Here is a 25,138-nt window from a genome sequence, read left to right as displayed (position 1 = left end):
CAAACGCCTATATCTTATCTTCTTTCTTATCGTCTTTTTCTATCACAAAGCTGGGTACCTCATAATCATCCGGCAGATAATCTGAAGGTATAGTTGTTTTATTCCCATCCCTAAGCGTTTGATAATGGGAACTCATAATCTCAACACCAGCTTCGTTAAACTTATCTTGAATATTAGCGTGTAAATTAGAATAGATCAAGGCAGATCTTTCTGGTTGTTTGGTGTAGGCATTTATTTGATAAGCCACGTACCAATCTTCTAAACTGGTTTGTAAAACAAAAGGCTTTCTTTTGGTATCTATACCTTCAGATGCCAAGGCTGCGCTGATCAATAAATCATGTATTTTGCGCCAAGGTTCATCATATCCAATTGTTATGGTGGTATGTAAAATAGAGCCTTCCTTTTTCGCCATTACCGTGTAATTGATGGTGTTACCGCTCAATATCGCAGAATTAGGAATGGTTACAATTTCATTTTTGATGGTTCTTAATCTTGTAACCAATAAAGATTTTTCTACCACATCTCCTGTAACATCGCCAATTTTAACACGATCTTTTAATACAAAAGGGCGCATATAGGTAATTACCAAACCTGCAACCATGTTACCTATTGCAGATGAAGAACCAAAGGAAACCAATAAGCCTAAAAATACAGATACGCCTTTGAAAATATCAGAATCTGAACCTGGTATTTTTGGCCAAATTACCACCACCATAAAGGCATAAAGCACAAACTTTATAATCTTGAATGTAGGTTGTGCCCAATCTGGATAAAAACCGTTCAGCTTTAATTTTCCGGCGGCAACCTCGCCTGCTAAATATCCCAAGCCTTTAACTATGTACCTAAAAAACATCACAATGATGATGATGCTTATCAAGTTTGGTATAAAATCTATAATTGATGAAACAATGCTTTTAAGTGGGATCAATATAAAGTTGATGAGCGCATCGCTCCAAGTTTTTGTCCATGGGAAAAGTTGAAAGATGATGGGTAGGGTTAGGTATATGGTTAGGATAATGATAAAATATTTACCTACGTTTATCGCCCTTCGTATAAAGATCATCTGGCTATCTTGCGATAGCAGCTCGTAATTTCTGATCTTTATGCCATCAATCTTATTATTTAATTTATAGCTTAACCATTCTTTAAACCTATTGATGTACCTGTTGAGATAAAAAATGATCAATACCAATAAAAGGATGATCAACAGGCCAAAACCAACACGTTTGGCAATCTCAACAATGTTATTTTCGTTACGATATTTATTGATAATGTCAACAATGGCCTTTTGATAGTTTGTAGCCAATTGATTTACCGTAGATTGGTTAGCTTTTGCATCAGCTTGGGTGATGGCAACTAAAATGATGTTTTTATAGATGATGTTGGCGTTTCCACCTGTTGTATCAAGTATGATAGAGTCTGTTTTGGTGGCTAAATCTTTCTCTAGTTCTACTATTTTTTCAGTTGCTAACCTTGCCCTTTCTTTTGCAGATAAAGGCCCGATACTGTTTTTGATATAAAACAGATTTTTATCATAAACCGTAACCGGAAAACCTGCATAACTTATGCTGTCTCTATCCAAAGAATCTGGTACAGAGATTTTATCCTGAGCCTTAAGATTTAAAGCATTGATAATTAAGAAGAAAAACAGAAAAATTCTCATTGGATAAAACTACAAATTTATTTAATAGTTTGTTAGGTGTTGTTTCATTAGTCATTAGTATTTTCTGGGTTTTTTAGAAAAGTTCATTAGGGATTGGTTCATTAGTCATTAGTATTTGCAATGTTTTTTAGAAAAGTTCATTGAGTATTGGTTCATTAGCCATTAATATTTTCTGGGTTTTTTAGAAAAGTTCATTGGGGATTGGTATTTGCAGAGTTTGTTAATGAACTCCCTATACTAATGGCTAATGAACTATAAACCTTTGATCACTTTAGCAGGGTTTCCAACTGCCATGCTGTTATCCGGAATATCTTTAGTAACCACGCTTCCTGCTCCAATAATACAATTATCGCCGATTTTTACTCCCGGTAAAATAATGGCATTACCCCCAATCCAACAATCATCTCCAATGGTAACGGGTTTAGAAAATTCTAGCGTTTTTCTGATTTCTTTATCTTCTGGATGTGATGCTGCATAAATTTGCACTCCCGGCGCAAAAAACACGTTAGAGCCAATATTGATCTGTATGGTATCTAAAACCACACAGTTCACGTTAAAATACACATTATTACCACAATGTATATTATAACCGTAATCGCAATGGAAAGGAGGCTCTATGTAAAGATTTTTACCGGCGTTTGGTATCAATTCTTTTAAAATGTTTTTTGCGGGTTTGGTAACCAAATATTCTGTGATGTTTAATTGGCGAAGCAAACGTTTGGCATTTCTTCTTTCTTTGGATAATTCTGGGTCATTGGCTAAATAAAGCTCACCAGCTAGCATTTTTTCCTTTTCAGATTTCATCGCAGCAAATTTACAAAGCTTCGGCAACTACAAAGGTACTTCCGCCAATAAAAATCAAATCATCTGTTTTTGCGTTCTGCTGGGCAGCTTTTATGGCCGTTTCAACATCGGCGTAAGCCAAACCTTTTAAATTATATTTTGCAGCTGCTTCTTTCAATTGATCTGCCGGTTTTGCCCTTTCTAATTTTGGTGCGCAAAAATAATAGGTAGCGTTAGCGGGTAACAAACTCAAAACTTTAGAAATGTCTTTGTCTTTTACCATCCCGATCACAAAATGCAAGCTATCAAATTTTGTCTCATTGATGTTATTCAGCACTTCCTTAATCCCATCTTCATTATGCCCGGTGTCACAAATAATCAATGGATCTTCTGATAATGTTTGCCAACGCCCCATTAAACCAGTGAGTTTTTTTACTTGGCTAAAAGCCGATATTAAAACATCATCATCAATTTTAAAGCCTTTTTGCTTTAGCTGATTTATTGTGCTTAAAACGGTTTTTATGTTTTTTATTTGATAAGTCCCGGTTAAATCTAAAGCAATTTGATAGCTTTTTTCTTTTCCATGGATTTGGATCTCTCTTTTGCCATCAACAATTTTGCTATCATCATAACACCATTGGTTTGTTGCGAAAATAAGGGGGGCATCCTGTTCTTTGGCTTTATCTTCAAAAACTTGTTTAACCTCTTCTTGATATTCTCCTATAACAACAGGAACGTTTTTTTTGATGATCCCGGCTTTTTCAAAAGCGATTTTTTGCAAAGTATCGCCCAGAATATCAACATGGTCTAAACCGATGTTTGTAATCACAGAAACTATTGGGTTGATAACGTTTGTAGAATCTAGCCTGCCGCCCAAACCCACTTCAATAATGGCAACATCAACCTGATGTTTTGCAAAATGCTGAAATGCCAGGGCAACAGTTGCTTCAAAAAACGAAGGAGAAACTTCATCTATAAAAGTTTGGTTTTCTTCTACAAAGGCAACAACTTCTTGCTCAGAAATCATTTCGCCATTAATTTTTATACGTTCCCTAAAATCTTTTAGATGTGGCGAAGTATATAAACCGGTTTTATAGCCTGCTTTTTGTAAAATGGCAGCTAAAATATGTGAGGTGGAGCCTTTCCCGTTTGTGCCACCTATGTGCACCGACTTAAATTTCTTTTCTGGATGATGAAGATGATGACAGAATTTAAGGGTGTTATCTAAATCTTTTTTAAACGCCGAAATACCAACACGGGTAAACATGGGTAGTTTGGCGTAGAGGTAAGAGAGGGTTTGCTGATAATCCATCTTTTTTGTGCTTAAAGCAAAAAGCTTATGGCTGAAAGCTAATAAATGAGTTAATGATCTATTGTTTTGCGGCAGTAAATAAAGCCTTTAGCTCGGTAGCATCGTCTGGTTTCATTTTCCCACCCAAAATTAAACGCAATTGCCTGCGTCTTAATGCGCCATCAAATAGTTCTTTTTCTTGATCTGTTTGAGGTATCAAAGCAGGAACCGGAATGGTTTTAGAACCTTCGCCAACGGCAACAAAAGTATAATAAGCTTCGTTTGATTTTACCCTATGCCCAGATGGGATGTTTTCTGCCCAAACATCTAATCTTACTTCAACAGAAGTATTAAAAGCTCTTGTAACCTTAGCGTGGATGGTTACAACATCTCCCAATTTTATGGGGTGCTGAAAAGAAACATTATCAACCGAAGCGGTTACCACAATGTTATTGCAATGTTTTTGTGCAGAAATAGCCGCTGCAATATCCATCCAATGCAATAACCGCCCACCCATCAAATTATTTAATGTATTGGTATCATTTGGTAGCACCAATTCATTCATGGTAATATAAGATGCTTGTGGAAATTTTTCTTTCATGTTTTTTCTTTTATTGGTGATTAGTAGTTGGCAGTCTATAGTGCAAGGCCTGCACTCTAAGTTGGTATGTTGTATTTTATTATCAAACAATTACAAAATTAAATTTTAGACTTCCAACTTGTTGCCAACCAAACTACAAACTTTATAACTTTTCAACTTCTTAATTACAATTGGTTACCGACTACTGATTTTTTTCAACTTCTGACTCCTTTAGAAATTCCTGGGATATTTTGCAGTATTCAATTCTGTAAAAGCGATCAGTTCATCAAACCTTCCGCCCGGCGGACGGTAATAAATCAAAATCTGATAATTATTTTCTGTTTGGTAAAAAGTACCATCAAAGGCATTTTCATCAATCGTTTTCCCATTTTCATCGGCCCAGATATAATGGTAATCTACCACTCCTTGTTTTATGGGCATAGTGAGCGTAAATAATTTTTGAGCAGGATCATAAATCATCCGGTTTTGTGCATTCTTTTGGTAACCGTTAAATTTACCCACTATATATGCAAAACCGTTAGCATCTGGGGCCGGGGCCTTAAGGGCAAAGCTGATGTTCCCGTAATCGGCATCATAATCTGGTGTACTGCCATCTTGGTTTAAAACAAAAAAATCGCCGTTTTCATCATATTGAAATGAATAATTTAGGATATTTTTGCTTACATCTGCAAATAAATTTACACGGTAAATAGAGTCCTTTATATTTTCATAAACGCCTTCGGATTTAAACCTGAAACTTCGGGTATCAAACCTCCTAAACTCGTTACCCGCGGCAAAATCAAATGTACCGTTATCTGTATATACCAGTTGATTGTTTCTAATAAACAATGGGCGTTGTGTACTTTGTGAAACATCATTACGGCCATTTTGCAGCACTACCGCCGTAATTTCTTGATAAGGGTTTTGGATATTTAAAGCGGGATGAAAAATACTGAAGTTTATTTTTTGATTTTTATCCCTATCAGAAACCTTATTTGAAGGCACAATTTCTGCCTGTAACGATACCTTTTGAGCTAAAATATAAAAACGCCTAGTAATTAACAATTTGGTTTGATCGCCATCTTCATAAACCTTTAAAAGATAATTGCCCGATAGTTTAGGGATTACGTTTAAATTTGGTAATACAATTTCGTAATGGGTGTACTTTTGGAAAGTATTGAAAGAGAATTTATAATCGTTAATCCTATCTTCACTAAAGCTCTGTGCATAATCTAAGCTAGAGATAGCAGAAGGTTTCCAATTTGCATCGCAATGGGTAATGCTATAATACAGGTTTCTGCTACCGCCGCGTAGATCATCAAATTTAAAGATCAATCTTTCTGAAGAGCCAAGATTTAAAATTGGGAAAGATTGGTCTTTTTTATCATTATAAAACTCTACGCTCTTAATTTCGGGGATGTAGGTAATGTTTTCAAAAATAGCTTGTACAGAAGGAACTTCTATCTTTGGAACCCTTTCTCTTTTTTGTCTTTTTTGTGCAGCACAAGAAGTTGAAAGTAAAAAATTGAGTGTTAAAAAGGCTAAAAGCTGAAAGTAATAAGTTGAAATTAAAAAGTTGAAATTAAAAAGTGATCTAATGGCAGATTTATTACTGCCATCAGTATTTAATTGTAAAAAATCTTTTTTCTTTACCATCTAATTTTTTCTTAAGAACAAATTAATAACCTTGTTAAAAAATCACTTCGTAAATACCGATAAACTATTTCAATTGATGAACTATTAAAACGTGTTGCAAATACTATTACCTAATTTAAACTAATGGACTAACCTTCCAAAACCATAATCTCTTCGGCTAGTTGTTCCCAATGTAACTGTGCTGCTCCCAAAATTTCTTTCGCCTTTGCATAACTTTCGTTGGTTTCTGTTAATTTTTTAGGGTTACTGTATATTTCTTCCTTTGCAATTTCTCCCTCTAAATCTTTAACGGTTTTTTCTTTAACGGCAATTTCTTCTTCTAGCGTCTGTAACTGCTTATTTAATTTATTCAGTTGTTTTTTCTTTTCCTCTATTTCTGATGGTTTTATCTCTTCTTTTTTAGGTTTTTCTGCTTTTGCAGGTTTTATGCCGCCTTGATCACCTGTTTTTTCTCTTCTTGCCTGCCACTCTTCATATTCTTGGTAAGTACCCGGGTATTCTTGTATATCTTGTCCTTCTATAAACCAAATTTTATTGGCCACATTATCCAAAAAATACCTATCGTGAGAAACAGCTATAAAAGTACCTTCATATTGCGTTAGTGCTTGGATCAATATATTTACAGATTGAATATCCAAGTGATTGGTTGGCTCATCTAAGATCAAGAAATTAGAATCTGTTGTTAAGGATTTTGCCAATGCAACCCTAGATTTCTCTCCTCCAGAAAGCACCCTTATTTTTTTAAACACATCGTCGCCGGTAAATAAGAAACACCCTAAAATAGAACGCAATTCTGTATCGCTATGTTTTGGTGCAAAAGATTGCAGCTCTTCTAAAATAGAGTTATCTAAATGCAAGCTCTCTAATTGGTGCTGTGCAAAAAAGGTTGTGGTTACGTTGTGACCTGTTTCGCATTTGCCTTTAAAGGTTTCTGTACCGGCTATAATCCTTAATAGGGTTGACTTTCCTTTACCATTTGCACCAATTAAAGCTATTTTATCGCCCTTTTCAATAACACCATCGGCATTGTTTAAAATATCAATAGTAGGGTAGCTTTTATAAGCATTCTCAATTCTGATTACGTGTCTGCCAGAAGGTTTAGAAAATTTAAACCTAAAGTTCACGGTAGGGTTTTCATCATCAACGTCTTCTACACGCTCCATTTTGTCTAAGGCTTTCATCCTAGATTGCGCCATTTTTGCCTTAGAGGCCTTTGCCCTAAAACGCTCAATTAAACGTTCTTCTTGTTTAATTTTAGCCTGTTGGTTCTTAAATTCTCCTTTTTGTATTTCGCCCCTTAAAGCTTTCTCTTCTAAATAGTAAGTGTAATTACCAGAGTAGATGGTAAGCTTTCCTTTGCGAGATTCTACGATTCTGTTCACTATCCTATCCAAAAAATACCTATCGTGAGAAACGATAACAATTGCGCCGTCAAAACCGTTAAGGTAAGTTTCTAACCATTTAATGGAAGGTAAATCCATGTGGTTGGTGGGCTCATCCAGCAATAAGATATCTGGTGTTTGCAAAAGTATTTTCGCTAACATCACTCGCATTCGCCAACCTCCAGAAAAGGTATTTAAAGGGCGGTGTTGGTCTTCGCTCGAAAAACCTAGGCCGGCTAAGATTTCGTTGGCCCTGTATTCTATGCTATAACCATCTAAAGCTTCAAACTCTAACTGCTTATCGCTTAGTTTGTTTAAAATTTCTTCAGAGTAATCGGTCTCTATTTTTTTTAGTAAAACCTCAATTTCATCATGTAATTGGTTTTGGCGCTCAAAAGCTTCCATGGCTACGTGAAGAATACTATGATGAGAATCGTAAGAAAGTAAATCTTGGTTTAAATAACCTATTTTTAGGTCTTTTGCCATAGAAACCGAACCGCTTGATGGTTGGTACTCGCCCACGATAATTTTTAGGAGCGTAGATTTTCCGGTACCATTAGCGCCAATTAATCCAATTTTCTCACCCGGTTTGATGTGCCAATTGGCCTCATCGTATAAAGCCCTAGAGCCAATTAAAAAAGTTAAATCGTTTATTGAAATCATTTGGGCGCAAAGGTAAGAAAATACCAGCAGGAAATTTGATGCGTATTATGCTATTTATTTTTTCACCGTTATTGGCGTTCCTACTACGCCTGCATAAAAAACAATGATTTCTGCAGGTTCATCGCCTTTGTTTTCGCCATAATGATAGGTATTTACCAATTCTACAATGCTATCGCCAGCTTTGAGTTCAAGAACATCGCCTTTATCATCAACCACAGTAAGTACGCCTTTTAACAAAACACCGGCGTTAATTACCAAATGTTTGTGTAAATCTAATTTTTTATGTGGCGGGATCACTATTTTTAAAATAGTGATCTGTGGTTTACCCTTAGGATAAGCAGGTAGTTGATCACCGTTCCAGCTTTTGGTGCTTTCTGCAAGTTTAGTAACCTCAATTTTGGTGTCTTTTTCTTGAGAAAACACATGGAATGTGATACAAGAGAAGATGATGATGATGCAAATTTTCTTTACCGTCATATTAATCTAAGTGATAAAATAGCCTCCACTAAGTAAACCTTTACCAAACAATTTTTTACCATCAATTTTGATTTACATTTAACGTGTTATCTTTTATATTGGCATCCATAAAAATTCCACCATCAATCATTAAATTTTTGATTTGTTTTTTGGTTTTAATGGTTACTATAATGTTTTTTTGGTTTTTTTCCCAAACCGCTGGTGTTTGATGAAAATACTGAGTAGTGCCATCGTTAAAAGTAGCGATTACATCAAACGGAACGGCAAAACCGCCAATATTTTTAATGAAAAGCTGTGTTTTCTTTTTGGATGATTTTGCGATGTGATCTAAACTCAAATCGATATAGTAAGGGGTATAAAACCAGTTATAGAAAAACCAATCTAAATTTTTACCAGAACCGCTTTTCATAGAGTTGAAATAATCCCAAGGAATCGGATGTTTACCGTTCCAATTATCCATGTAGGTATGTAAGGCTTTTTTAAATAATTTATCGCCCAACATATCTTTTAAGGCCAAATAGCTTAAAGAAGGTTTTCCGTAAGAGTTATTGCCAGCACCAAAATTAACGTCTGGAGAGGGTGTAATAATGGGGTTTTCATGGGCGTGGGGGCCATTGATCCAACGTTTTACCCTAAAAGACTTATAAAAATCGTCGGCGGCCTTCTTGCCGTTTTCGGTAATCCCGATCAAATATTCCAAAGTTGTTGCCCAACCTTCGTCCATAAAGGCATAATAACTCTCGTTAATGCCCATATAAAAAGGAAAATAGGTATGTGCTTGTTCATGGTCTTGTACTAATTCTGCAAAAGTTAAATCGGTTTCATGGCTATCATTAACCATCATTGGATATTCCATATCTGCAAAACCTTGTACCGCGGTACTTTTAGAGAAAGGGTAGGGTACGCCCGGCCAATTTTTAGAATACCAACCCAAGGCATACCTGCTATTTTTAACAGATTGGTGGAAATCTGCCGAGCTATCTGGATAGGCCGCTTGCACACTTGCCCTTCGTTTTTTTGCTTCGTCAACCATTACACTACTGGCATCCCAAACATAATTATTACTGATGGCTGTGGTAACGTCTGTAATGTTTTTGGCTTTAAATGTCCAAGTGTTTGCCTCATTTTGGGCGGTGATATTTTTGGTGTCTAAATCTTTTTGTGTTACGATGTTTATAATAGAATCACTGGTTAAAGAAGTTTGCAACTTATTGGCAAATTCTGGTTTAAGAACCTCGTTTGGGTTTTTTAAATCTCCCGTTGCCCAAACTATATAATTTTTAGGTACGGTAACATTTAAGGTATAATCATTAAAATCGTTATAAAACTCTAATGAACCTGTATGTGGTTGTGTATCCCAACCTTTATAATCATCATAAACAGAAACCCTTGGGTAAAAATAAGCCAAGAAAAATGTGCTAGGATTAAGAACCCCATCTCTTCCAGGGCCCGTAGAAAGTTCATAATGCCAATCAATGGTTAATTTAACAGAATCATGGGGCATTAATTCTTTGGTTAAAGGAAGCATATAGTTAGTATTTATGGCTAAACCATTATCCCAAAAAGCTTTTGCCCCGTTTATCATGATCCGATCAACCGTTAGACCTAGGTTAGGGTTTGTATTTTTACCTTTTCTGCTGTTGCGATGCACATTAACGATCAATTTCATGTTTAAGCTGTCTAGCTTATCAGGGCTGTTATTGTAATAAGTGATTGTTTCTGTACCGGCTATGATTTTATTTGGAGGGGTAACTTTGATAGAGATATCATATTTAGCATGGTTTTGCCAATAGTTTTTGCCAGGTTTGCCATCTGCCGATCTGGTTTGTTTATTGAACGCACTCTCGATTTTAGAAGGCATGGTAAGCAACTGAGCTTCTGAAGAAAGGAAAAACAACAGTAAACCGCTGGTTACAAATATAAATCTATACATAGTTTAATTTTTAACACAAGTTAATAAACATTTAAAAATATCTGTCTTTTTTGATGTTGATGTACGGGAAATTTTACAGAACAGGCTAGGGTTTATGATAAAAAAGAGCATAAAAAAAAGCAAACTGATTTCTCAATTTGCTTTCTTAAATTAATTAGTGTTTACTAATTTAAGTGCGCCCTCAACATCCAAGCTGTTTTTTCGTGTTTTTCCATTAAACCCGTAATGTAATCGCTAATTCCCTCTGCGCCAAATTTTTCTGCAATAGGAGTAATGTTTTCTCTTATAAAGATGATGATGCTCTCGTGGTCTTCTAGCAATTCTTTAAAAAGATTCTGACTATCAAACTTACTAGTGAGCTTTTCTGAAAGATGGCTCACTTTTAAATACTGGCTTAAATTCCCTAAAGCATAATGACCTATTGAACGAATTTTCTCTGCAACATTATCAACAATAAGTTGCTGATCATTATACAGTTGCTCTAAATAAATGTGTACAGTATGAAAATCTGGGCCTTCTACATTCCAATGAGCGTTAAGTGTTTTAGAATAAAGTATAAACTCGTCTGCCAGTATTTTATTAAGCTGTTCTGCAATATGCTCTCTGTTTTTGTCGGTTATGCCGATGTTGGTTTTTTTCATGATTATATTTTTTTATCAAAATCAAAAATTCTATTTAAACTTAATAAAGAATTTAAAACGATTTTGTTTGCTAATACTTAAGAAAAAAACATACCAAAAAATTGGTTGGCAAGAAAAAAATATAATTTGAGTGTAATAAAGAAAGGTGTATCTATTTTACTAGATAAAATATTTCCGTATTAAGAGCAATAAAATAAAAAAGCCTAAATGGGATCCCCATTTAGGCTTTAATTCATTGTTAAAAATGATTAACCGTTTTTCTTAGCAGTTACTTCATTACGAATATCTTGAGCTAAAACTTTAGATTTTTGCATAGCATTACGCAACCTTGTTCCTGCTGCTTTGTTTCCTTTGTCAAAAAATGCAGTAGCGTCTGCTTCTGCTGATGCAATTAGTTCTTTTAATTCTTTAAATTTGTCCATGTTATAAGATTTAATTTTTGTTAATATTCAAAACGAAGATATTTAACTTTTCTTTATAAACAAATGATTTTTGATAGATAGATCAAAAAAATATCCACAAAAACGGGCTTATAAACAAATGCTAAGGTTTATGCTTACTAAAATATGTAATTTTTATTAAAGTCCGGTATTATTTCTGAACATTTTTATAGCTATTGCTAAAAGAATAATTCCGAAGGCCTTTCTTAAAATGTGTAATCCGGTAGGGCCAAACAATTTCTCTATCCTTAAAGAATTTTTTAAAACCAGGTAAACAAATAATAAATTGATAATGATACCGCATATAATGTTTAATGTATGATACTCTGCTTTTAACGAGAGAAGGGTAGTCATGGTACCGGCCCCTGCGATCAGTGGGAAAGCCAAGGGTACGATAGAAACAGCTTCGGGTATTTCTTCTTTGAAAAAATTGATGCCAAGCACCATTTCCATGGCGATAATAAAAATCACGATAGAACCAGCAATGGCAAAAGAGGAGATATCTAACCCGATGATGTTTAAAAGACCTTCGCCCAAGAAAAGAAAAACTATCATTAAAGCCAAAGAAACCAATGTTGCTTTTTCTGATTGTATGTGGCCGCCCGCCTTTTTCCTTAATTGGATGATAATGGGGATAGAACCCAAAATATCTATGATGGCAAATAATATCATAGATACGGATAAGATTTCTTTTAAATTGAATTTATTTTCCATAAACCGAAATTTATACAAAGAAAGCTAATATAATTGGGATAAAAATAAAAAAACCGCCTAGCTTAAATGTCTAGGCGGTTTTTAAAATCGAATTTGTTATTAACCGTTTTCTTCTTTTTTCTCTTTCTTGATAAAATCTACCACAACTGGTGTTGCTACGCAGATAGAAGAATAGGTACCAAAGATTACACCTATCAATAGCGCAAAAGAGAAACCTCTGATAACCTCGCCCCCAAAAACAAACAGCACCGCTAAAACAAAAATAACCGTTAAAGCCGTAATCACCGTTCTGCTTAATGTGCTATTGATCGCATCGTTAATCACTACAGACATTTTATCGGTTTTTGCATGATGCTGATCCAAAAACTCTCTGACCCTGTCAAATACCACCACCGTATCATTGATAGAATACCCTATTACCGTTAATATTGCCGCTATAAATGCTTGGTCAATATCTAACGAGAACGGTAAAATTCCGTTAAATAAAGAGAAGAAAGATAGCACCAACAGCACATCATGGCATAATGCTACCAAAGCACCGGCGCTATAAGACCATTTTCTAAACCTCACGAAGATATAAAGCGCAATGGCTAAAATAGATAATAGTACGGCATAAATTGCAGATACCTTAATGTCGTTTGCAATGGTTGGCCCTACCTTTTGGGAACTTTCAATAGTGCCTTTATTATTAGGTAATTTTGATAAACCTTCCTTTAATTTAGCTTCTACTAATTGATCTGCATTATCTGCTTGGCTATCAATTAAATAAGGTGTTGTTAATCTGATCTGATTATCGCTGCCAAAGGTTTTAACCTCAGAGGCTACGCCAAAAGCATCATTAAGATCTACCCTAACTTCTTCTGTATTTACCGCTTTCTCAAATTTGATGATATAAGTTCTGCCGCCTTTAAAATCTATGCCTAGGCTAAACCCTCTTACGATAATTGAGATAATGCCCAAAGTGATAAATAGCCCTGATACGAAGTAAAATATCTTACGCTTGCCAACAAAGTTATAATTGGCATTTTTGAACGTATGGTTGCTCCAAGGGTTAGAAAATTTGATCGGCATTTCTTTTTTCAGCATCCATTCAAAGATCAATCTAGAAATTAAGATCGCCGAGAACAACGAAGTAATGATACCTATGATCAGGGTAGTTGCAAAACCTTGTATCGGGCCAGAGCCAAATATATAAAGTATGATACCCGTAATCAAGGTAGTAACCTGACTATCCAAAATTGATGGCATCGCATGTTTATAACCATCAGAAATCGCTAACCTTAAAGATTTACCCAAGTTTAATTCTTCACGGATACGTTCATAGATCAAAACGTTAGCATCAACCGCCATACCTAATGTAAGTACGATACCTGCGATACCCGGAAGTGTTAGTACAGCACCTAAAGATGCTAATACACCCATTAAAAAGAATACGTTGGTAAATACTGCAATATTGGCAACCGTACCTGCTCTATTGTAATAGAACATCATGAAAATTAATACCACAATTAAACCAACAACTGCAGAGGTTAAACCAGAGCTGATCGCTGCTGCACCTAAAGAAGGCCCAACAACCGCCTCTTGTACAATTTTTGCAGGTGCCGGAAGCTTGCCCGCTTTTAATATATTGGCTAGATCTTTTGTTTCATCAACCGTAAAGTTTCCAGAAATTGAAGAAATACCATTTGGTATCTCTCCAGAAACCCTTGGTGCGGTGTAAACAGAATTATCCAAAACAATGGCGATAGATTTATTATCGTCTTCGCTTTGTGGGTTACCTGCTGCGGCAGCGGTAATTTTTTTCCACTCCCTGGCACCATCGGTTTTCATCACCATTACCACTTCTGGGTTGCCTCGTTGATCAAAATCTTCACGGGCGTTAGAGATAACGTCGCCACCTAAAGCGGGCTCTCCGTTTGGCCCTGTAGATTTAATGCCAAAAAGTTCAAAAACTTTAGAATCTGGCGAAATAGATTTTACGCTCCAAAGTAATTTTAGGTTACTTGGTAAAAGTGCCTTAACATCTTCTTCGTTAAAGATAGAATTTATTTTTGCGGTATCTATTTCAGAAGCATAACCAACTGTTGGGCCAGGGCGTAAGCTTTGTTGCCCGTTTTGGCCTTGGTAAGTGGCAGGAGATAAAACCGCAAATAACGGGTTTGTTTTAGCTAGCGCTTCTTTACCTAAAGAATCTTTACCAACGCTATCTCTTTTTGCGCTTAATAAGGCTGGCTTATCTTTAGAAAGTGCTAATTTATTACTGTCTGTTTTTAATGTTGGTTTAGCTTCTGTTTTAGGCTGTTTTGCGGCTAAAATATTATTGATGTTTTGAAGTATGGGGAATATTTCTGTGTTATCATAAGTTTCATAAAACTCTAATTTTGCAGAACCAGACAACAATTTACGCACACGTTCTTTTTCTGTTACGCCAGGCAATTCTACCAATATACGGTTAGAACCGTCTTGTAATTGTATGTTGGGCTGGGTAACCCCAAACTTATCTATACGGGTCCTTAAAATATTGAACGATCTTTCTACCGCCGAGGTAGATTGCTTATCTAAAAATGATTTTACCTCATTGTTGGTAGCATTTAATTTAAGATCATTAGCGTTTTCTTTTGTGGCAAAAAAGGTAGATAGTTTACCGTTTGGATTCAATTTTTCGTATTCTGATACAAACAAAGAAATTAAACCTTCTTGGCTTTTTGATAATTTAGCTTCCGCATTTTTTAAAGCCTGATTAAAAGTAGCATCTGATGGGTTGTTGGCCAAACTTCTTACCAGCTGGGACAATTCAATCTCCATGGTAACGTTCATACCTCCTTTTAGATCCAAACCTAATGGGATTTCTTTTTGTTTAACATACTGATAGGTATGGTTTAAAATAGGGTAAACCGGTTGGTTAGACATAGAGTCTAAATATCTTTTTTCTTTAATCGGGTCGCCTTTAGCGTATTCTTTGGCATCATTTTCTACCTTGTTGGTTACGAAAGTGAAAGAAAGCGCATACAAACATAAAAGTGTTAATACAATAGCTGCAAACTTAATGATTCCTTTGTTTTGCATTTTTTTTTAATTGATTGGTGTAATTTTGATTTTGAAATTCAAGAGGGCAAAGCTAATTAAATTTTTAATTTATAAAATCCCTAAAGATTAAATTATTAGCTTTTAATTAAAGCCGCTTTAATATCATGAAAGAATAATCAAAAGCGTGTTTATCGTCTTTCTGATGGTCTTCTTTAAATATTACTTCCCATTTTAAAGCCTCTATTTTAGGGAAAAAGGTATCTGCATTAAAATGATGATGTACTTTAGTGATATAAATATGTTTTACAAAGGGTAGGGATTCACGGTAAATCTCACCACCGCCAATTATAAAAGGCTCTTCATCATCGGCGCAAGCTTTAACCGCACTTTCTAAGTTATTATAAACTTCTACTCCTTCAATCTTTAAATCTTTTTTTCTGCTAATGATGATGTTTCTTCGGTTTGGCAAGGGTTTACCAATAGAATCGAATGTTTTACGGCCCATAATTATGCTATGGCCAGAAGTGGTCTTTTTGAAAAACTTTAAATCATTGGGCAAATGCCAAAGTAACTGATTGTTTTTACCGATACCGTTTTCTTGATCGGTGGCTACGATGAGGGAGAGGTTAGAGTTATTTTTGATCATTTTGAATCAAATTTTCAATCTCCGTTTTTAGTTTAGGAAGATGGTTCATAACTATAGACCAGATATTCTCGTCAGAAATATTATCGTAAGAATGAATAGCTTGATTTCTTAAACCAATAATAGATCTTGCATCTGTAATTTTATCAATAAAGGTTATATCTGTTTTCAAAATACGATTTTATGCTTCCCCTATAATTTCCAAATTTCTTTCAACTGCCCTTTTTAGCATTAAATTTTTCTTATATTTTTTGAAATCTTTTTCTTCGTTTTCAAAATAAGAGGTTATTTCATCAATGGAAATTTTAATATCGAACAGCCAATTAAAAATTCTTTCATCCATAAATCAATTGTTTACATTTATTTATAGAATTAATTAAGTACGGGGTTTTTTAATGTTTGTTTTTCTATTAAATCTACCTCTCTATCAAAAGAAGTTTCAACTCCTCTTTAAAATTAATGTAATTCAGAAAATAATTCGCCAAATCAAATTCTTTAAATTTTACCAATAAATCAACGTAGCTTTTATTGTTAAATTTTTCATTCAAAGCACAACCAAAAATATACATTTTATCAACTTTGTATGTTTTACAAAGTAATTCTAAACGTTCTTTGTGTTGATCAATGATTGACATATTGTAAAATTAACTTTTTGAATATGATAAACCTAATGACGATTTAATTAAAATAGACCTTATACCGCCACAACCCCCTTTATGTGAGGATGTGGATCATACCCCACCAATTCAAAATCTTCAAATTTAAACCCGAAAATATCCTTAACATCGGGGTTTATTTTTATGGTGGGCAAAGCTTTTGGCTTGCGTGATAATTGTAGTTTGGTTTGCTCAATATGGTTATTGTATAGATGCGCATCGCCTAAAGTGTGTACAAAATCGCCAAGGTTTAAATCGCAAACTTGTGCCACCATCATGGTCAATAAGGCATAAGAGGCAATATTGAAAGGTACACCCAAAAAAATATCTGCACTGCGTTGGTAAAGTTGACAACTCAATTTTCCTTTTGTTTCTCCTTTGGCTTCATCTGCGGGGGCTACATAAAATTGGAAAAAACTATGGCATGGCGGTAAGGCCATGTTTTCTACTTCGGCAACGTTCCAAGCAGAAACAATGATCCTTCGGCTATCCGGATTGTTCTTTATTTGGTTGATGATATTAGCGATTTGATCGATATGCCCACCATCTGGTTTTGGCCAAGATCGCCATTGCGAACCATAAACCGGGCCTAAATCCCCATTTTCATCAGCCCATTCGTCCCAGATTTTTACACCGTTTTCTTTTAGGTATTTGATATTGGTATCACCACTTAAAAACCAGATCAACTCATGGATGATAGATTTTAGATGCAGTTTTTTAGTGGTAACCATCGGGAAACCTTCGGCTAAATTGAAGCGCATTTGATAACCGAAAACGCTAATGGTCCCTGTTCCCGTTCTATCGTGTTTTTGTGCGCCGTTTTCTAAAACATGGCGCATCAGATCTAGGTATTGTTTCATTTTTGGTTTTTAAATTTTCTGTCCACTCTCCTTCGGCTCCGCTCAGGATGACATTTCCTTCGACTCCGCACAGGATGACATTCCCTTCGACTCCGCTCAGGATGACATTCCCTTCGACTCCGCTCAGGATGACATTCCCTTCGGCTCCGCTCAGGATGACATTCCCTTCGACTTCGCACAGGATGACATTCCCTTCGATTCCGCTCAGGAAAACTTTCCCTTAGGCCCTCAAGCTTGTTATGCTGAGCGGAGTCGAAGCATCCATTCAGTATGTCATTTATTAAGGTATTAATTACGCTTTTATAAATATTATAAGTGCATTAACGATTGCAGCGGCATCCCCGCCTGTAATTCTAGCAGGCTTTTTTGTCATCCCTAGCATTGTCACTCTGCGCCTTGTCACTCTGAGCGGAGCCGAAGAGGGAGCCGAAGGATAAGACAAAAAATGATATAGCGAAATCTGCCAGCTGGCGGATAAAACGCCCAAATATTTATTTTATCAAAAAACGAGATTTTATCCTACAAATTAAATTAATCTATATTTGCCATCCTATTAATGTGCAAAACTCCTAATTGTTAATATTGATGATTGCTTTTCCTAATGCCAAAATTAATATCGGTTTAAATATCACCAATAAGAGAAATGATGGTTTCCACGATTTGGAGACGGTTTTTTATCCCGTAAAAATTAAGGATGCGCTGGAAGTTGTGGAAAGTAGCGAGATGGATTTTGAGACTTCTGGGATTGAAATTCCCGGTAACCCAGACCAAAACCTTTGTTTGCAGGCTTATAATATGTTGAGGAAAGATTTTGATTTGCCCAATATTAACATCCATTTGCATAAAAATATTCCTATTGGTGCAGGTTTGGGCGGCGGTTCTGCCGATGCTGCTTTTTTTATCAAATTGATCGATAACAAATTTGATTTGAAGCTTACTAACGAAAGAATGGAAGCTTATTGTAGGAAACTGGGTGCAGATTGTGCTTTTTTTATCCAAAACAAACCCGTTTTTGCGAATGGAAAAGGCGATGAATTTGAGGATATAGAAATTGATTTGTCTGCTTATCATCTTGTTTTGGTAATGCCGCAAGTTCATGTTTCTACTGCCGAAGCTTACCTAGGGGTAAAAGCCCAAACACCAAAACATTCGCTTAAGGAATTGATAAAACTGCCTTTAACAGCTTGGGAAAGTAAAATTGTTAACGATTTTGAACCTCATATCCTTAAAAATCATCCTAAAATAGCAGCCCTTAAAAAAGAATTGAAAAGTGCGGGGGCGTTGTTTTCTTTAATGAGTGGGAGCGGGGCTTCTGTTTATGGGATTTTTGAAGAAGAAGTTGATCTAAGTTTTTTAGAAAAAGATAATTTGGTTTTTACCGATATTTAATGAGCAAACCAATACAACAAATATTGATCATTGGGACGGTTTTCCCCGAGCCAAATTCTTCTGCTGCTGGAAGCCGGATGATGCAGCTGATCACAGCGCTAAAGAATCAGCAATATAAGATTACTTTTGCCAGCGCTGCTGCAGATAGTGAATTTATGGTAAACCTGGCCAATTTTGATGTGGAGAAAGCTACCATTAAATTAAATGATAGCGGTTTTGATGAGTTTGTAAAAACCCTAAACCCGGATCTTGTATTGTTTGATCGCTTTATAACGGAAGAACAATTTGGCTGGCGTGTTGCCGAGAATTGCCCCAATGCGATAAAGGTTTTGGATACCGAAGACCTGCATTGTTTAAGATCTGCAAGGCAAAAAGCTTTTAAAGAAAAAAGAGATTTTTATATTGATGATTTGCTGAAAGAGGATATCGCTAAACGCGAGATAGCCAGTATTTTAAGGTGCGATTTATCTTTGATTATATCATCGTTTGAAATGCGATTGCTAAATGAAGTTTTTAATATTGATGAAGCTTTGTTGCTTTACCTTCCTTTTTTATTGCCAAAAATTGAAGTTTCTGAAGCGGATAATTGGTTAAATTTTGAGGATAGGGAACATTTTATTACCATTGGTAATTTTTTGCATGAACCTAATTACCAAGCGGTTATTTATCTTAAAAATGAAATTTGGCCATTGATCAGAAAAAAACTTCCTGAAGCGCAGGTTCATGTTTATGGTGCTTATCCATCGGCAAAGGTTACGCAACTTAACAACCCTAAAGAGGGGTTTTTGGTAAAAGGAAGGGCTTTGGATGCAAAAGAAGTGATGGGAAAAGCAAGGGTTTGTTTATGTCCGTTGGTTTTTGGTGCCGGTTTAAAGGGCAAGTTGATCGATGCCATGCAAAGCGGAACACCAAATGTAAGCACACCAATTGCCGTAGAAGGTATGCGTGAGGGTTTACCTTGGGGCGGTTTTGTGGCTAGCAACCCTAAAGATTTCTCTGATGATGCGGTAAAACTTTATCAAAATAAAAACCTTTGGGGCAAATTTCAGTTGAACGGAATTGATATTGTTAACCAGCTTTTTGACGAGGAAAAAGGACGGCAAAGGTTTATATCTAGCATCAAAAGACTTAACCAGAACTTAGAAGAACACCGGAAAAGTAATTTTTTAGGTGCCATGCTGCAATACCATTCTGCAATGGGCACAAAATATCTTTCTAAATGGATCGAGGAAAAGAATAAATAAAATGGCAGAAGATCTAAATATCATAAAAGGAGATAAAGCATCTAAATATCAATCACTTATCCCGCAAATAGAGGCCTTGATAAGCGGAGAAACAGACTTAATAGCCAATCTTGGTAATGTTTGTGCTGCTTTAAAAGAGCAATTCAAATGGTTTTGGGTAGGCTTTTATTTGGTACAGAAACATGAATTGGTGCTTTCTGCATTTCAAGGCCCCGTTGCGTGTACCAGAATTAAAAAAGGAAATGGCGTTTGTGGTGCTTGTTGGCAAAAAGAAGAAACTTTGATAGTTGCCGATGTGGATAAATTTCCAGGGCATATTGCTTGCAGCAGTTTATCAAAGTCTGAGATTGTTGTTCCGATTTTTAAAAACGGAGAAGTGATTGGGGTTATGGATGTGGATAGTGAGCAATTGGATTATTTTGATGAAACTGACCAACAATATTTAGAACAAGTTTTAGGATTGATCAAATTTTAAAGATAAACCTATTTTGTATTTCTGGTTTAGGTGCAGATGAAAGGGTTTTTTACAAATCTATCGCTCAAAAATTTTTAAATCAAGTTTATCAATAGGGTTAAACCCGATAAAAAAGACAAATTCAATAGTTATGCCTATAAAACAGTTGGATTTAACAAAAACGTTTGCTTTAATAGGTTTTTCTTTTGGCTGGCTGATTGGGTTTTGAACTTTCTTCAAAAAAAATCAGCAAAAAGTATTTGTTATTTCTAGTGAGAAATCTTCTAGAGGATTTCCCTTCTACTTTTGGTTATTTAGGGTATCTTAAGATAGAAAACAATCGAAAGCACAAACAACTCTGATAAAAATTAGTAAGGAAACATTTTATTTTCTTTTCAATGAATTTAGACAATACCTTTTACCATCGTAACGATACTGTTAAAATGGCCAAAGAGCTGATAGGGAAATTCCTTTTCAGCAATGTTGATGGTAAGTTAACCGGTGGGATGATCGTAGAAACCGAGGCTTACATGGGAAGCATAGATAGTAGCTGCCATACATTTAATAATAGAAAAACAGAAAGAAACGCCACCATGTTTAACAGAGGCGGTGTTTCTTATATGTACGTTTGCTATGGTATCCATGATATGTTGAATATTGTTACCGGTGATGAAGGCAACTCACAGGTAATTTTGGTAAGGGCAGTTGAGCCTAAGTTTGGTTTGGATATTATGCAACAGCGCAGGGGGCAAGTGCCTTTAAACCGATTGGCAAAAGGGCCTGGCTCATTAGCCAAAGCACTTGGGCTAAACAAGAGTTTTGATAATTCATCTCTTACTGATGGTTTAATTTGGATTGAAAACAAAGGAATTGAATTTTTGGAAAAAGATATTATAGAAAGTCCGAGAATTGGTTTAAGCTGCCCAGAACCTTATTTTTCTATACCTTGGCGTTTCTTTTTAAAGGGAAATAAATTTGTAAGCGCAAAAACAAAGTATTGATGATTTATATTTGTAAATCATAAATAAAATATACAAATTTGTTACATAAATATTTAAGAAATGACAACCTTCACTAGCACACTTCCAGATGATTTAATGAGTTTGCTTTCAGAAAAAGCTGCTAAACTTAAATTGCCCAAAAATAAGTTGATAGAAAAAGCACTTCGCATTTATCTTGATCAAATCAATAAGGCAGAATATGTACGTTCTTACAGAAACTTTGAAGATGATCCCGATATTTTATCTATCGCAGAAGAGGGGATGGGTGATTATTTTAAGCAAATCAAAGATTGAAACAAGGGGAAATTTGGTACACCAACCTTGATCCAGTTAAAGGAAGTGAACAAGCTGGGTATACACCAATTGTAATACTGAGTGGTAATTTGTTAAATACCCATACTAAAATTATCATTGCAGCTCCTTTAACTACTAAAGTTAAGAATTACAAGGGCAACCCCATATTAGAACCTAACGCTAATAATTGCTTAACTGATATTTCTGAGGTTCTCGTTTTCCATATAAGGTCTATTGCTAAAGAAAGGCTAATTAAAAGAGTTGGATTTATCAGTAAAACAGAATTAGAGTTGGCGATTAAAACCTTGAATGAAATCTTGAGGTATTGATTTAGTTAATTTTTGCTTTGTTAAGCATTAGTTTACCAGTTTTGCAAATTGGATATTAAATTAGTTAGGTAGCCCAAGCTGCATCACCATCAATAATTGAGCAAAAAAAAGCATCAACCCAAGGGCTAATGCTTTAAAATAACTTTATTTCAAATCTTTTAGTTTAAAACCAAAGTTTGCAACCTATCCGGCCCAACCGATAGATACTTAATGGGCACTTCCAGTTCTTTTTCTAAATAATCTATATAAGCCTGTAATTTGGCAGGGATTTCTTCTTGCTTTCTTATGCCTGTTAAATCTTCTTTCCAGCCCTCAATCTCTTGGTAAATTGGTTCGGGTTTTATGCTACAAATATCATAAGGCATATAATCTATTGTTTCGCCATTGTATTTATAATGGGTACAAGCATAAATTTTATCAAAACCGCTCAATACATCAGCTTTTGTCATTACCAGTTGGGTAACGCCATTCAGCATTATTGCATATTTAAGGGCAGGTAAATCTATCCAGCCGGTTCTACGTGGCCGACCGGTTGTAGCACCAAACTCATGACCAATTTTTCTTAATTCTTCGCCAACTTCATTATCAAGCTCTGTGGGGAAAGGCCCACCGCCAACCCTGGTGCAATAAGCCTTGAAAATACCAACTACTTCCCCAATTTTATTTGGGGCTATACCTAAGCCGGTACAAGCACCAGCCGTTGTTGTATTTGAAGAGGTTACAAAAGGATAAGAACCAAAATCAATATCAAGCATGGTACCTTGCGCACCTTCTGCCAAAACTTTTTTGCCTTCTTTTAAATATTTAGCCACAATATGCTCGCTATCTACATGTGGGAATTGTTTAAGTAGCTCTAAAGCATCAAAAAATGCTTTTTCTCTTTCGCTAAAATCTTCTATTTCGCCGTAATTAGCCAAAATAGAACAATGTTTTTCTACCAGTTTGTTGTATTTCTCTTTAAAATCTGGCAGGTTGATATCGCCGACGCGTAAACCGTTTCTACCGGTTTTATCCATATAAGTTGGTCCAATCCCTTTTAAGGTAGAACCAATTTTGCTATCGCCCATTTTCTTTTCAGAAGAGGCATCTAATAACTGGTGTGTTGGTAAAATCAGGTGCGCTTTACGGGCGATCATCAAATTCTTTTTCGCTAATAGATCAATACCAGCATCTTTTAGTTTATCTATTTCCTTTTTAAGGATGATAGGATCGATCACCACACCGTTGCCGATTAAATTCATGGTATGTTTTTCAAAAATACCTGATGGTATGGTATTTAAAACAAACTTTTTACCATCAAATTCTAAAGTATGCCCAGCATTGGGACCACCTTGGAAACGGGCGATCAAATCATATTTTGGAGCTAAAACATCCACTATTTTACCTTTTCCTTCGTCGCCCCATTGAAGGCCTAATAATACATCAACAGCCATTTATTTTTTTGGTTGGATATGAGTTTAAATGAATTAATTAAATTTATTTTCTTGCGATGCGCAATTCCCTTCTTTTAATTGGGTACAATTGCCGTATAAGTTTAGAGAATGATGTTTGATGTCGAATTTCAATAAATCGCCCATCATAGATTGTATTTGTTGCACCCTAGGATCGCAAAACTCCACCACTTTACCGCAATCTAAACAGATAATATGGTCATGCTGTTTAAAACCGTAAGATTTCTCAAACTGCGCCATATTTTTACCAAATTGGTGCTTGGTAACCAGATCGCAAGAGAGCAATAATTCTAAAGTGTTGTAAACAGTTGCCCTACTTACCCTGTATTTTTTATTCTTCATTTGGATGTAAAGCGACTCGACATCAAAATGATCGGTACGGGAATAGATTTCTTCTAGTATAGCAAAGCGTTCAGGAGTTTTTCTGAGGTTTTTATTTTCGAGATAGGTCTCAAAAATCTTTTTTACCATATCAATGGTCTCTTGTAAAGCCATAATAGTTATTAAGGTTCAAAGTTATTAAAAAATATCATTTTGCTAAATGAAATGTTTAACAACAAATTTTTGCTACCAAGAATTTAGGTACGACTCAAACTTTGCGTTTGCGGTGGGGGGTAATTCCATTTTCTGTTAATTGCCTTTCCAGGTTTTGTATCCTTTTAAGGAGTTGGGCATTCAATTCTTTTTGGTAGCGCAGATCGTTTTCTAAATTTTGCAACTCCATCCTAAAATTAATTTGTTGTAGATGGGTCAAATTATCAGGAAAAAAATCATGAATGGGCGTTTTGGTATAGTAAGCAATATTGATGATTTGCTCAAAACTGATGAAAATATTTCCATTCTCGATTTTAGAAAGGGTACTTTGCTTTATTCTTAAAAAATAGGCTAATTCTTCTTGTTTGATGTTTTTTTCGGTCCTTACTTTTTTAATTTTTGCGCCAATGTCTTGATTCATAGGATTGAGGGTTTTTGGTTTAGCAAGATAATGTAATTTTCGCAAAAAATGTTTTTGCTTTTTCAAGAAACTTTATGCTGATATGGAATATTTTTATTCTAAAACAGCATATTTTATTCTGCTGAGGAATATTTTTATTCCAATATTTAATTTTTTTGTTTACAAATTTGAAAAGTAGCGTTACAAGAGGGAAAATACTTTGCCCTGCCAAGGTGGTGAAAGAAAGACATAAAATATTAAATTTAAGATAATGGATAATTTAAAAGAATTTGAAGTAAAAGACCTTTCAAAAGTTGTTGGAGGGGATAAACCGAAAGCAACTCTAACTGTACATGTTACAGGAGTTTTAGATGGTATACCACATAATACTAAAGTAGATATTGATGGAACACTAACTAATGGGTAATATGAGTTAATTTTTGTAACGGCTATTTTTGCATTTTACTAAATGCGAAAATGGTCGTTTTATAATTATCCATATAATAAATTCAACTAAAATTTAAAATAGTTATTCTAAGTACTAAAATTATTTAAATAATTAATTCAAGTTGCTAGTTAATTGCTTTGCTTAATTGCAAACCAAAAACAAACAGGGTTAATTTTATTAGAAAT

25 protein-coding genes and 1 pseudogene are annotated in these 25,138 nt (G+C 35.2%); 7 read left to right on the top strand and 19 right to left on the bottom strand.

From position 1 onward, the window contains the following. Window positions 1–7: 7 nt before the first annotated feature. The 16 genes and pseudogenes from I5M32_RS05115 to I5M32_RS05035 all read right to left on the bottom strand — a co-directional run bounded on the left by I5M32_RS05115 (window position 8) and on the right by I5M32_RS05035 (window position 17,409). Complete coding sequence (locus I5M32_RS05115) at window positions 8–1,663, bottom strand: mechanosensitive ion channel family protein (protein WP_200585115.1); 1,656 nt, start codon at window positions 1,661–1,663, stop codon at window positions 8–10. 252 nt (window positions 1,664–1,915) lie between these two features. Further along, window positions 1,916–2,467: a sugar O-acetyltransferase gene (locus I5M32_RS05110; protein WP_200585114.1), complete on the bottom strand. Its 552-nt coding sequence runs from the start codon at window positions 2,465–2,467 to the stop codon at window positions 1,916–1,918. 10 nt (window positions 2,468–2,477) lie between these two features. Then, the gene (locus I5M32_RS05105) at window positions 2,478–3,758 is read right to left on the bottom strand and encodes a bifunctional folylpolyglutamate synthase/dihydrofolate synthase (RefSeq protein ID WP_200585113.1); all 1,281 of its coding nucleotides are present in this window, start codon (window positions 3,756–3,758) and stop codon (window positions 2,478–2,480) included. 58 nt (window positions 3,759–3,816) lie between these two features. Then, window positions 3,817–4,338 (bottom strand): acyl-CoA thioesterase, encoded by a 522-nt coding sequence (locus I5M32_RS05100; protein WP_200585112.1) that lies wholly within the window; start codon window positions 4,336–4,338, stop codon window positions 3,817–3,819. A 210-nt stretch (window positions 4,339–4,548) separates the two neighbouring features. Then, complete coding sequence (locus I5M32_RS05095; RefSeq protein WP_200585111.1) at window positions 4,549–5,973, bottom strand: type IX secretion system plug protein; 1,425 nt, start codon at window positions 5,971–5,973, stop codon at window positions 4,549–4,551. 128 nt (window positions 5,974–6,101) lie between these two features. Further along, the gene (locus tag I5M32_RS05090) at window positions 6,102–8,018 is read right to left on the bottom strand and encodes an ABC-F family ATP-binding cassette domain-containing protein (RefSeq protein ID WP_200585110.1); all 1,917 of its coding nucleotides are present in this window, start codon (window positions 8,016–8,018) and stop codon (window positions 6,102–6,104) included. Between the two features lie 54 nt (window positions 8,019–8,072). Beyond that, window positions 8,073–8,495 (bottom strand): cupin domain-containing protein, encoded by a 423-nt coding sequence (locus tag I5M32_RS05085; RefSeq protein WP_200585109.1) that lies wholly within the window; start codon window positions 8,493–8,495, stop codon window positions 8,073–8,075. Window positions 8,496–8,556: 61 nt separating this feature from the next. Continuing rightward, a complete protein-coding gene (locus I5M32_RS05080) occupies window positions 8,557–10,428 on the bottom strand; it encodes a M1 family metallopeptidase (protein ID WP_200585108.1) in 1,872 nt (623 codons plus the stop codon). 164 nt (window positions 10,429–10,592) lie between these two features. Next, the gene (locus tag I5M32_RS05075; RefSeq protein WP_200585107.1) at window positions 10,593–11,069 is read right to left on the bottom strand and encodes a Dps family protein; all 477 of its coding nucleotides are present in this window, start codon (window positions 11,067–11,069) and stop codon (window positions 10,593–10,595) included. 248 nt (window positions 11,070–11,317) lie between these two features. Continuing rightward, the gene (locus I5M32_RS05070) at window positions 11,318–11,491 is read right to left on the bottom strand and encodes a histone H1 (RefSeq protein WP_200585106.1); all 174 of its coding nucleotides are present in this window, start codon (window positions 11,489–11,491) and stop codon (window positions 11,318–11,320) included. A 156-nt stretch (window positions 11,492–11,647) separates the two neighbouring features. Next, complete coding sequence (locus I5M32_RS05065) at window positions 11,648–12,223, bottom strand: MarC family protein (protein ID WP_200585105.1); 576 nt, start codon at window positions 12,221–12,223, stop codon at window positions 11,648–11,650. Window positions 12,224–12,322: 99 nt separating this feature from the next. Further along, window positions 12,323–15,289, bottom strand: coding sequence for a protein translocase subunit SecDF (secDF, locus tag I5M32_RS05060; protein ID WP_200585104.1), 2,967 nt, complete (start codon window positions 15,287–15,289; stop codon window positions 12,323–12,325). A 106-nt stretch (window positions 15,290–15,395) separates the two neighbouring features. After that, window positions 15,396–15,896 (bottom strand): dihydrofolate reductase, encoded by a 501-nt coding sequence (locus tag I5M32_RS05055; protein WP_200585103.1) that lies wholly within the window; start codon window positions 15,894–15,896, stop codon window positions 15,396–15,398. Continuing rightward, a pseudogene (locus I5M32_RS16985) lies at window positions 15,883–16,236 on the bottom strand (HepT-like ribonuclease domain-containing protein). The gene I5M32_RS05055 and the pseudogene I5M32_RS16985 overlap by 14 nt, the downstream one beginning before the upstream one ends. Before the next feature lie 73 nt (window positions 16,237–16,309). Further along, window positions 16,310–16,528 carry a hypothetical protein gene (locus tag I5M32_RS05040; RefSeq protein ID WP_200585100.1) on the bottom strand — a complete coding sequence of 73 codons (219 nt, stop codon included), beginning with the start codon at window positions 16,526–16,528 and terminating at the stop codon, window positions 16,310–16,312. Between the two features lie 59 nt (window positions 16,529–16,587). Beyond that, window positions 16,588–17,409, bottom strand: a complete 822-nt coding sequence (locus tag I5M32_RS05035) for a thymidylate synthase (RefSeq protein WP_200585099.1) — start codon at window positions 17,407–17,409, stop codon at window positions 16,588–16,590. 585 nt (window positions 17,410–17,994) lie between these two features. On the opposite strand from I5M32_RS05035, the gene ispE reads away from it, so the two are divergent. The 6 genes from ispE (at window position 17,995) to I5M32_RS05000 (ending at window position 22,120) form a co-directional block, all read left to right on the top strand. Further along, window positions 17,995–18,798 carry a 4-(cytidine 5'-diphospho)-2-C-methyl-D-erythritol kinase gene (gene ispE / locus I5M32_RS05025; protein ID WP_200585098.1) on the top strand — a complete coding sequence of 268 codons (804 nt, stop codon included), beginning with the start codon at window positions 17,995–17,997 and terminating at the stop codon, window positions 18,796–18,798. Then, complete coding sequence (locus tag I5M32_RS05020; protein ID WP_200585097.1) at window positions 18,798–20,042, top strand: glycosyltransferase; 1,245 nt, start codon at window positions 18,798–18,800, stop codon at window positions 20,040–20,042. Before ispE ends, I5M32_RS05020 begins: the two co-directional genes overlap by 1 nt. Before the next feature lies 1 nt (window position 20,043). Next, entirely contained in the window at window positions 20,044–20,517 is a 474-nt protein-coding gene (locus I5M32_RS05015) for a GAF domain-containing protein (RefSeq protein ID WP_200585096.1), read from the top strand. A gap of 377 nt (window positions 20,518–20,894) precedes the next feature. Then, window positions 20,895–21,497 (top strand): DNA-3-methyladenine glycosylase, encoded by a 603-nt coding sequence (locus tag I5M32_RS05010; RefSeq protein ID WP_200585095.1) that lies wholly within the window; start codon window positions 20,895–20,897, stop codon window positions 21,495–21,497. 60 nt (window positions 21,498–21,557) lie between these two features. Beyond that, the gene (locus I5M32_RS05005) at window positions 21,558–21,791 is read left to right on the top strand and encodes a ribbon-helix-helix domain-containing protein (RefSeq protein WP_200585094.1); all 234 of its coding nucleotides are present in this window, start codon (window positions 21,558–21,560) and stop codon (window positions 21,789–21,791) included. Continuing rightward, window positions 21,788–22,120, top strand: a complete 333-nt coding sequence (locus I5M32_RS05000) for a type II toxin-antitoxin system PemK/MazF family toxin (protein ID WP_200585093.1) — start codon at window positions 21,788–21,790, stop codon at window positions 22,118–22,120. The genes I5M32_RS05005 and I5M32_RS05000 overlap by 4 nt, the downstream gene beginning before the upstream one ends. A 158-nt stretch (window positions 22,121–22,278) precedes the next feature. Here I5M32_RS05000 and I5M32_RS04995 read toward each other — a convergent pair whose 3' ends face one another. The 3 genes from I5M32_RS04995 to I5M32_RS04985 form a co-directional block, all read right to left on the bottom strand. Next, window positions 22,279–23,553, bottom strand: a complete 1,275-nt coding sequence (locus I5M32_RS04995) for an adenylosuccinate synthase (RefSeq protein WP_200585092.1) — start codon at window positions 23,551–23,553, stop codon at window positions 22,279–22,281. 33 nt (window positions 23,554–23,586) lie between these two features. Next, window positions 23,587–24,066, bottom strand: a complete 480-nt coding sequence (locus tag I5M32_RS04990; RefSeq protein WP_200585091.1) for a Fur family transcriptional regulator — start codon at window positions 24,064–24,066, stop codon at window positions 23,587–23,589. A 94-nt stretch (window positions 24,067–24,160) separates the two neighbouring features. Then, the gene (locus I5M32_RS04985; RefSeq protein ID WP_200585090.1) at window positions 24,161–24,526 is read right to left on the bottom strand and encodes a helix-turn-helix transcriptional regulator; all 366 of its coding nucleotides are present in this window, start codon (window positions 24,524–24,526) and stop codon (window positions 24,161–24,163) included. Between the two features lie 250 nt (window positions 24,527–24,776). Here I5M32_RS04985 and I5M32_RS04980 point away from each other — a divergent pair, with 250 nt between their 5' ends. Beyond that, the gene (locus tag I5M32_RS04980) at window positions 24,777–24,932 is read left to right on the top strand and encodes a hypothetical protein (RefSeq protein ID WP_200585089.1); all 156 of its coding nucleotides are present in this window, start codon (window positions 24,777–24,779) and stop codon (window positions 24,930–24,932) included. Window positions 24,933–25,138: the final 206 nt, after the last annotated feature.

Source organism: Pedobacter segetis (genome assembly GCF_016623585.1).
Lineage (GTDB): Bacteria > Bacteroidota > Bacteroidia > Sphingobacteriales > Sphingobacteriaceae > Pseudopedobacter > Pseudopedobacter segetis.
This window is presented reverse-complemented; position numbering and strand designations above follow the sequence as displayed.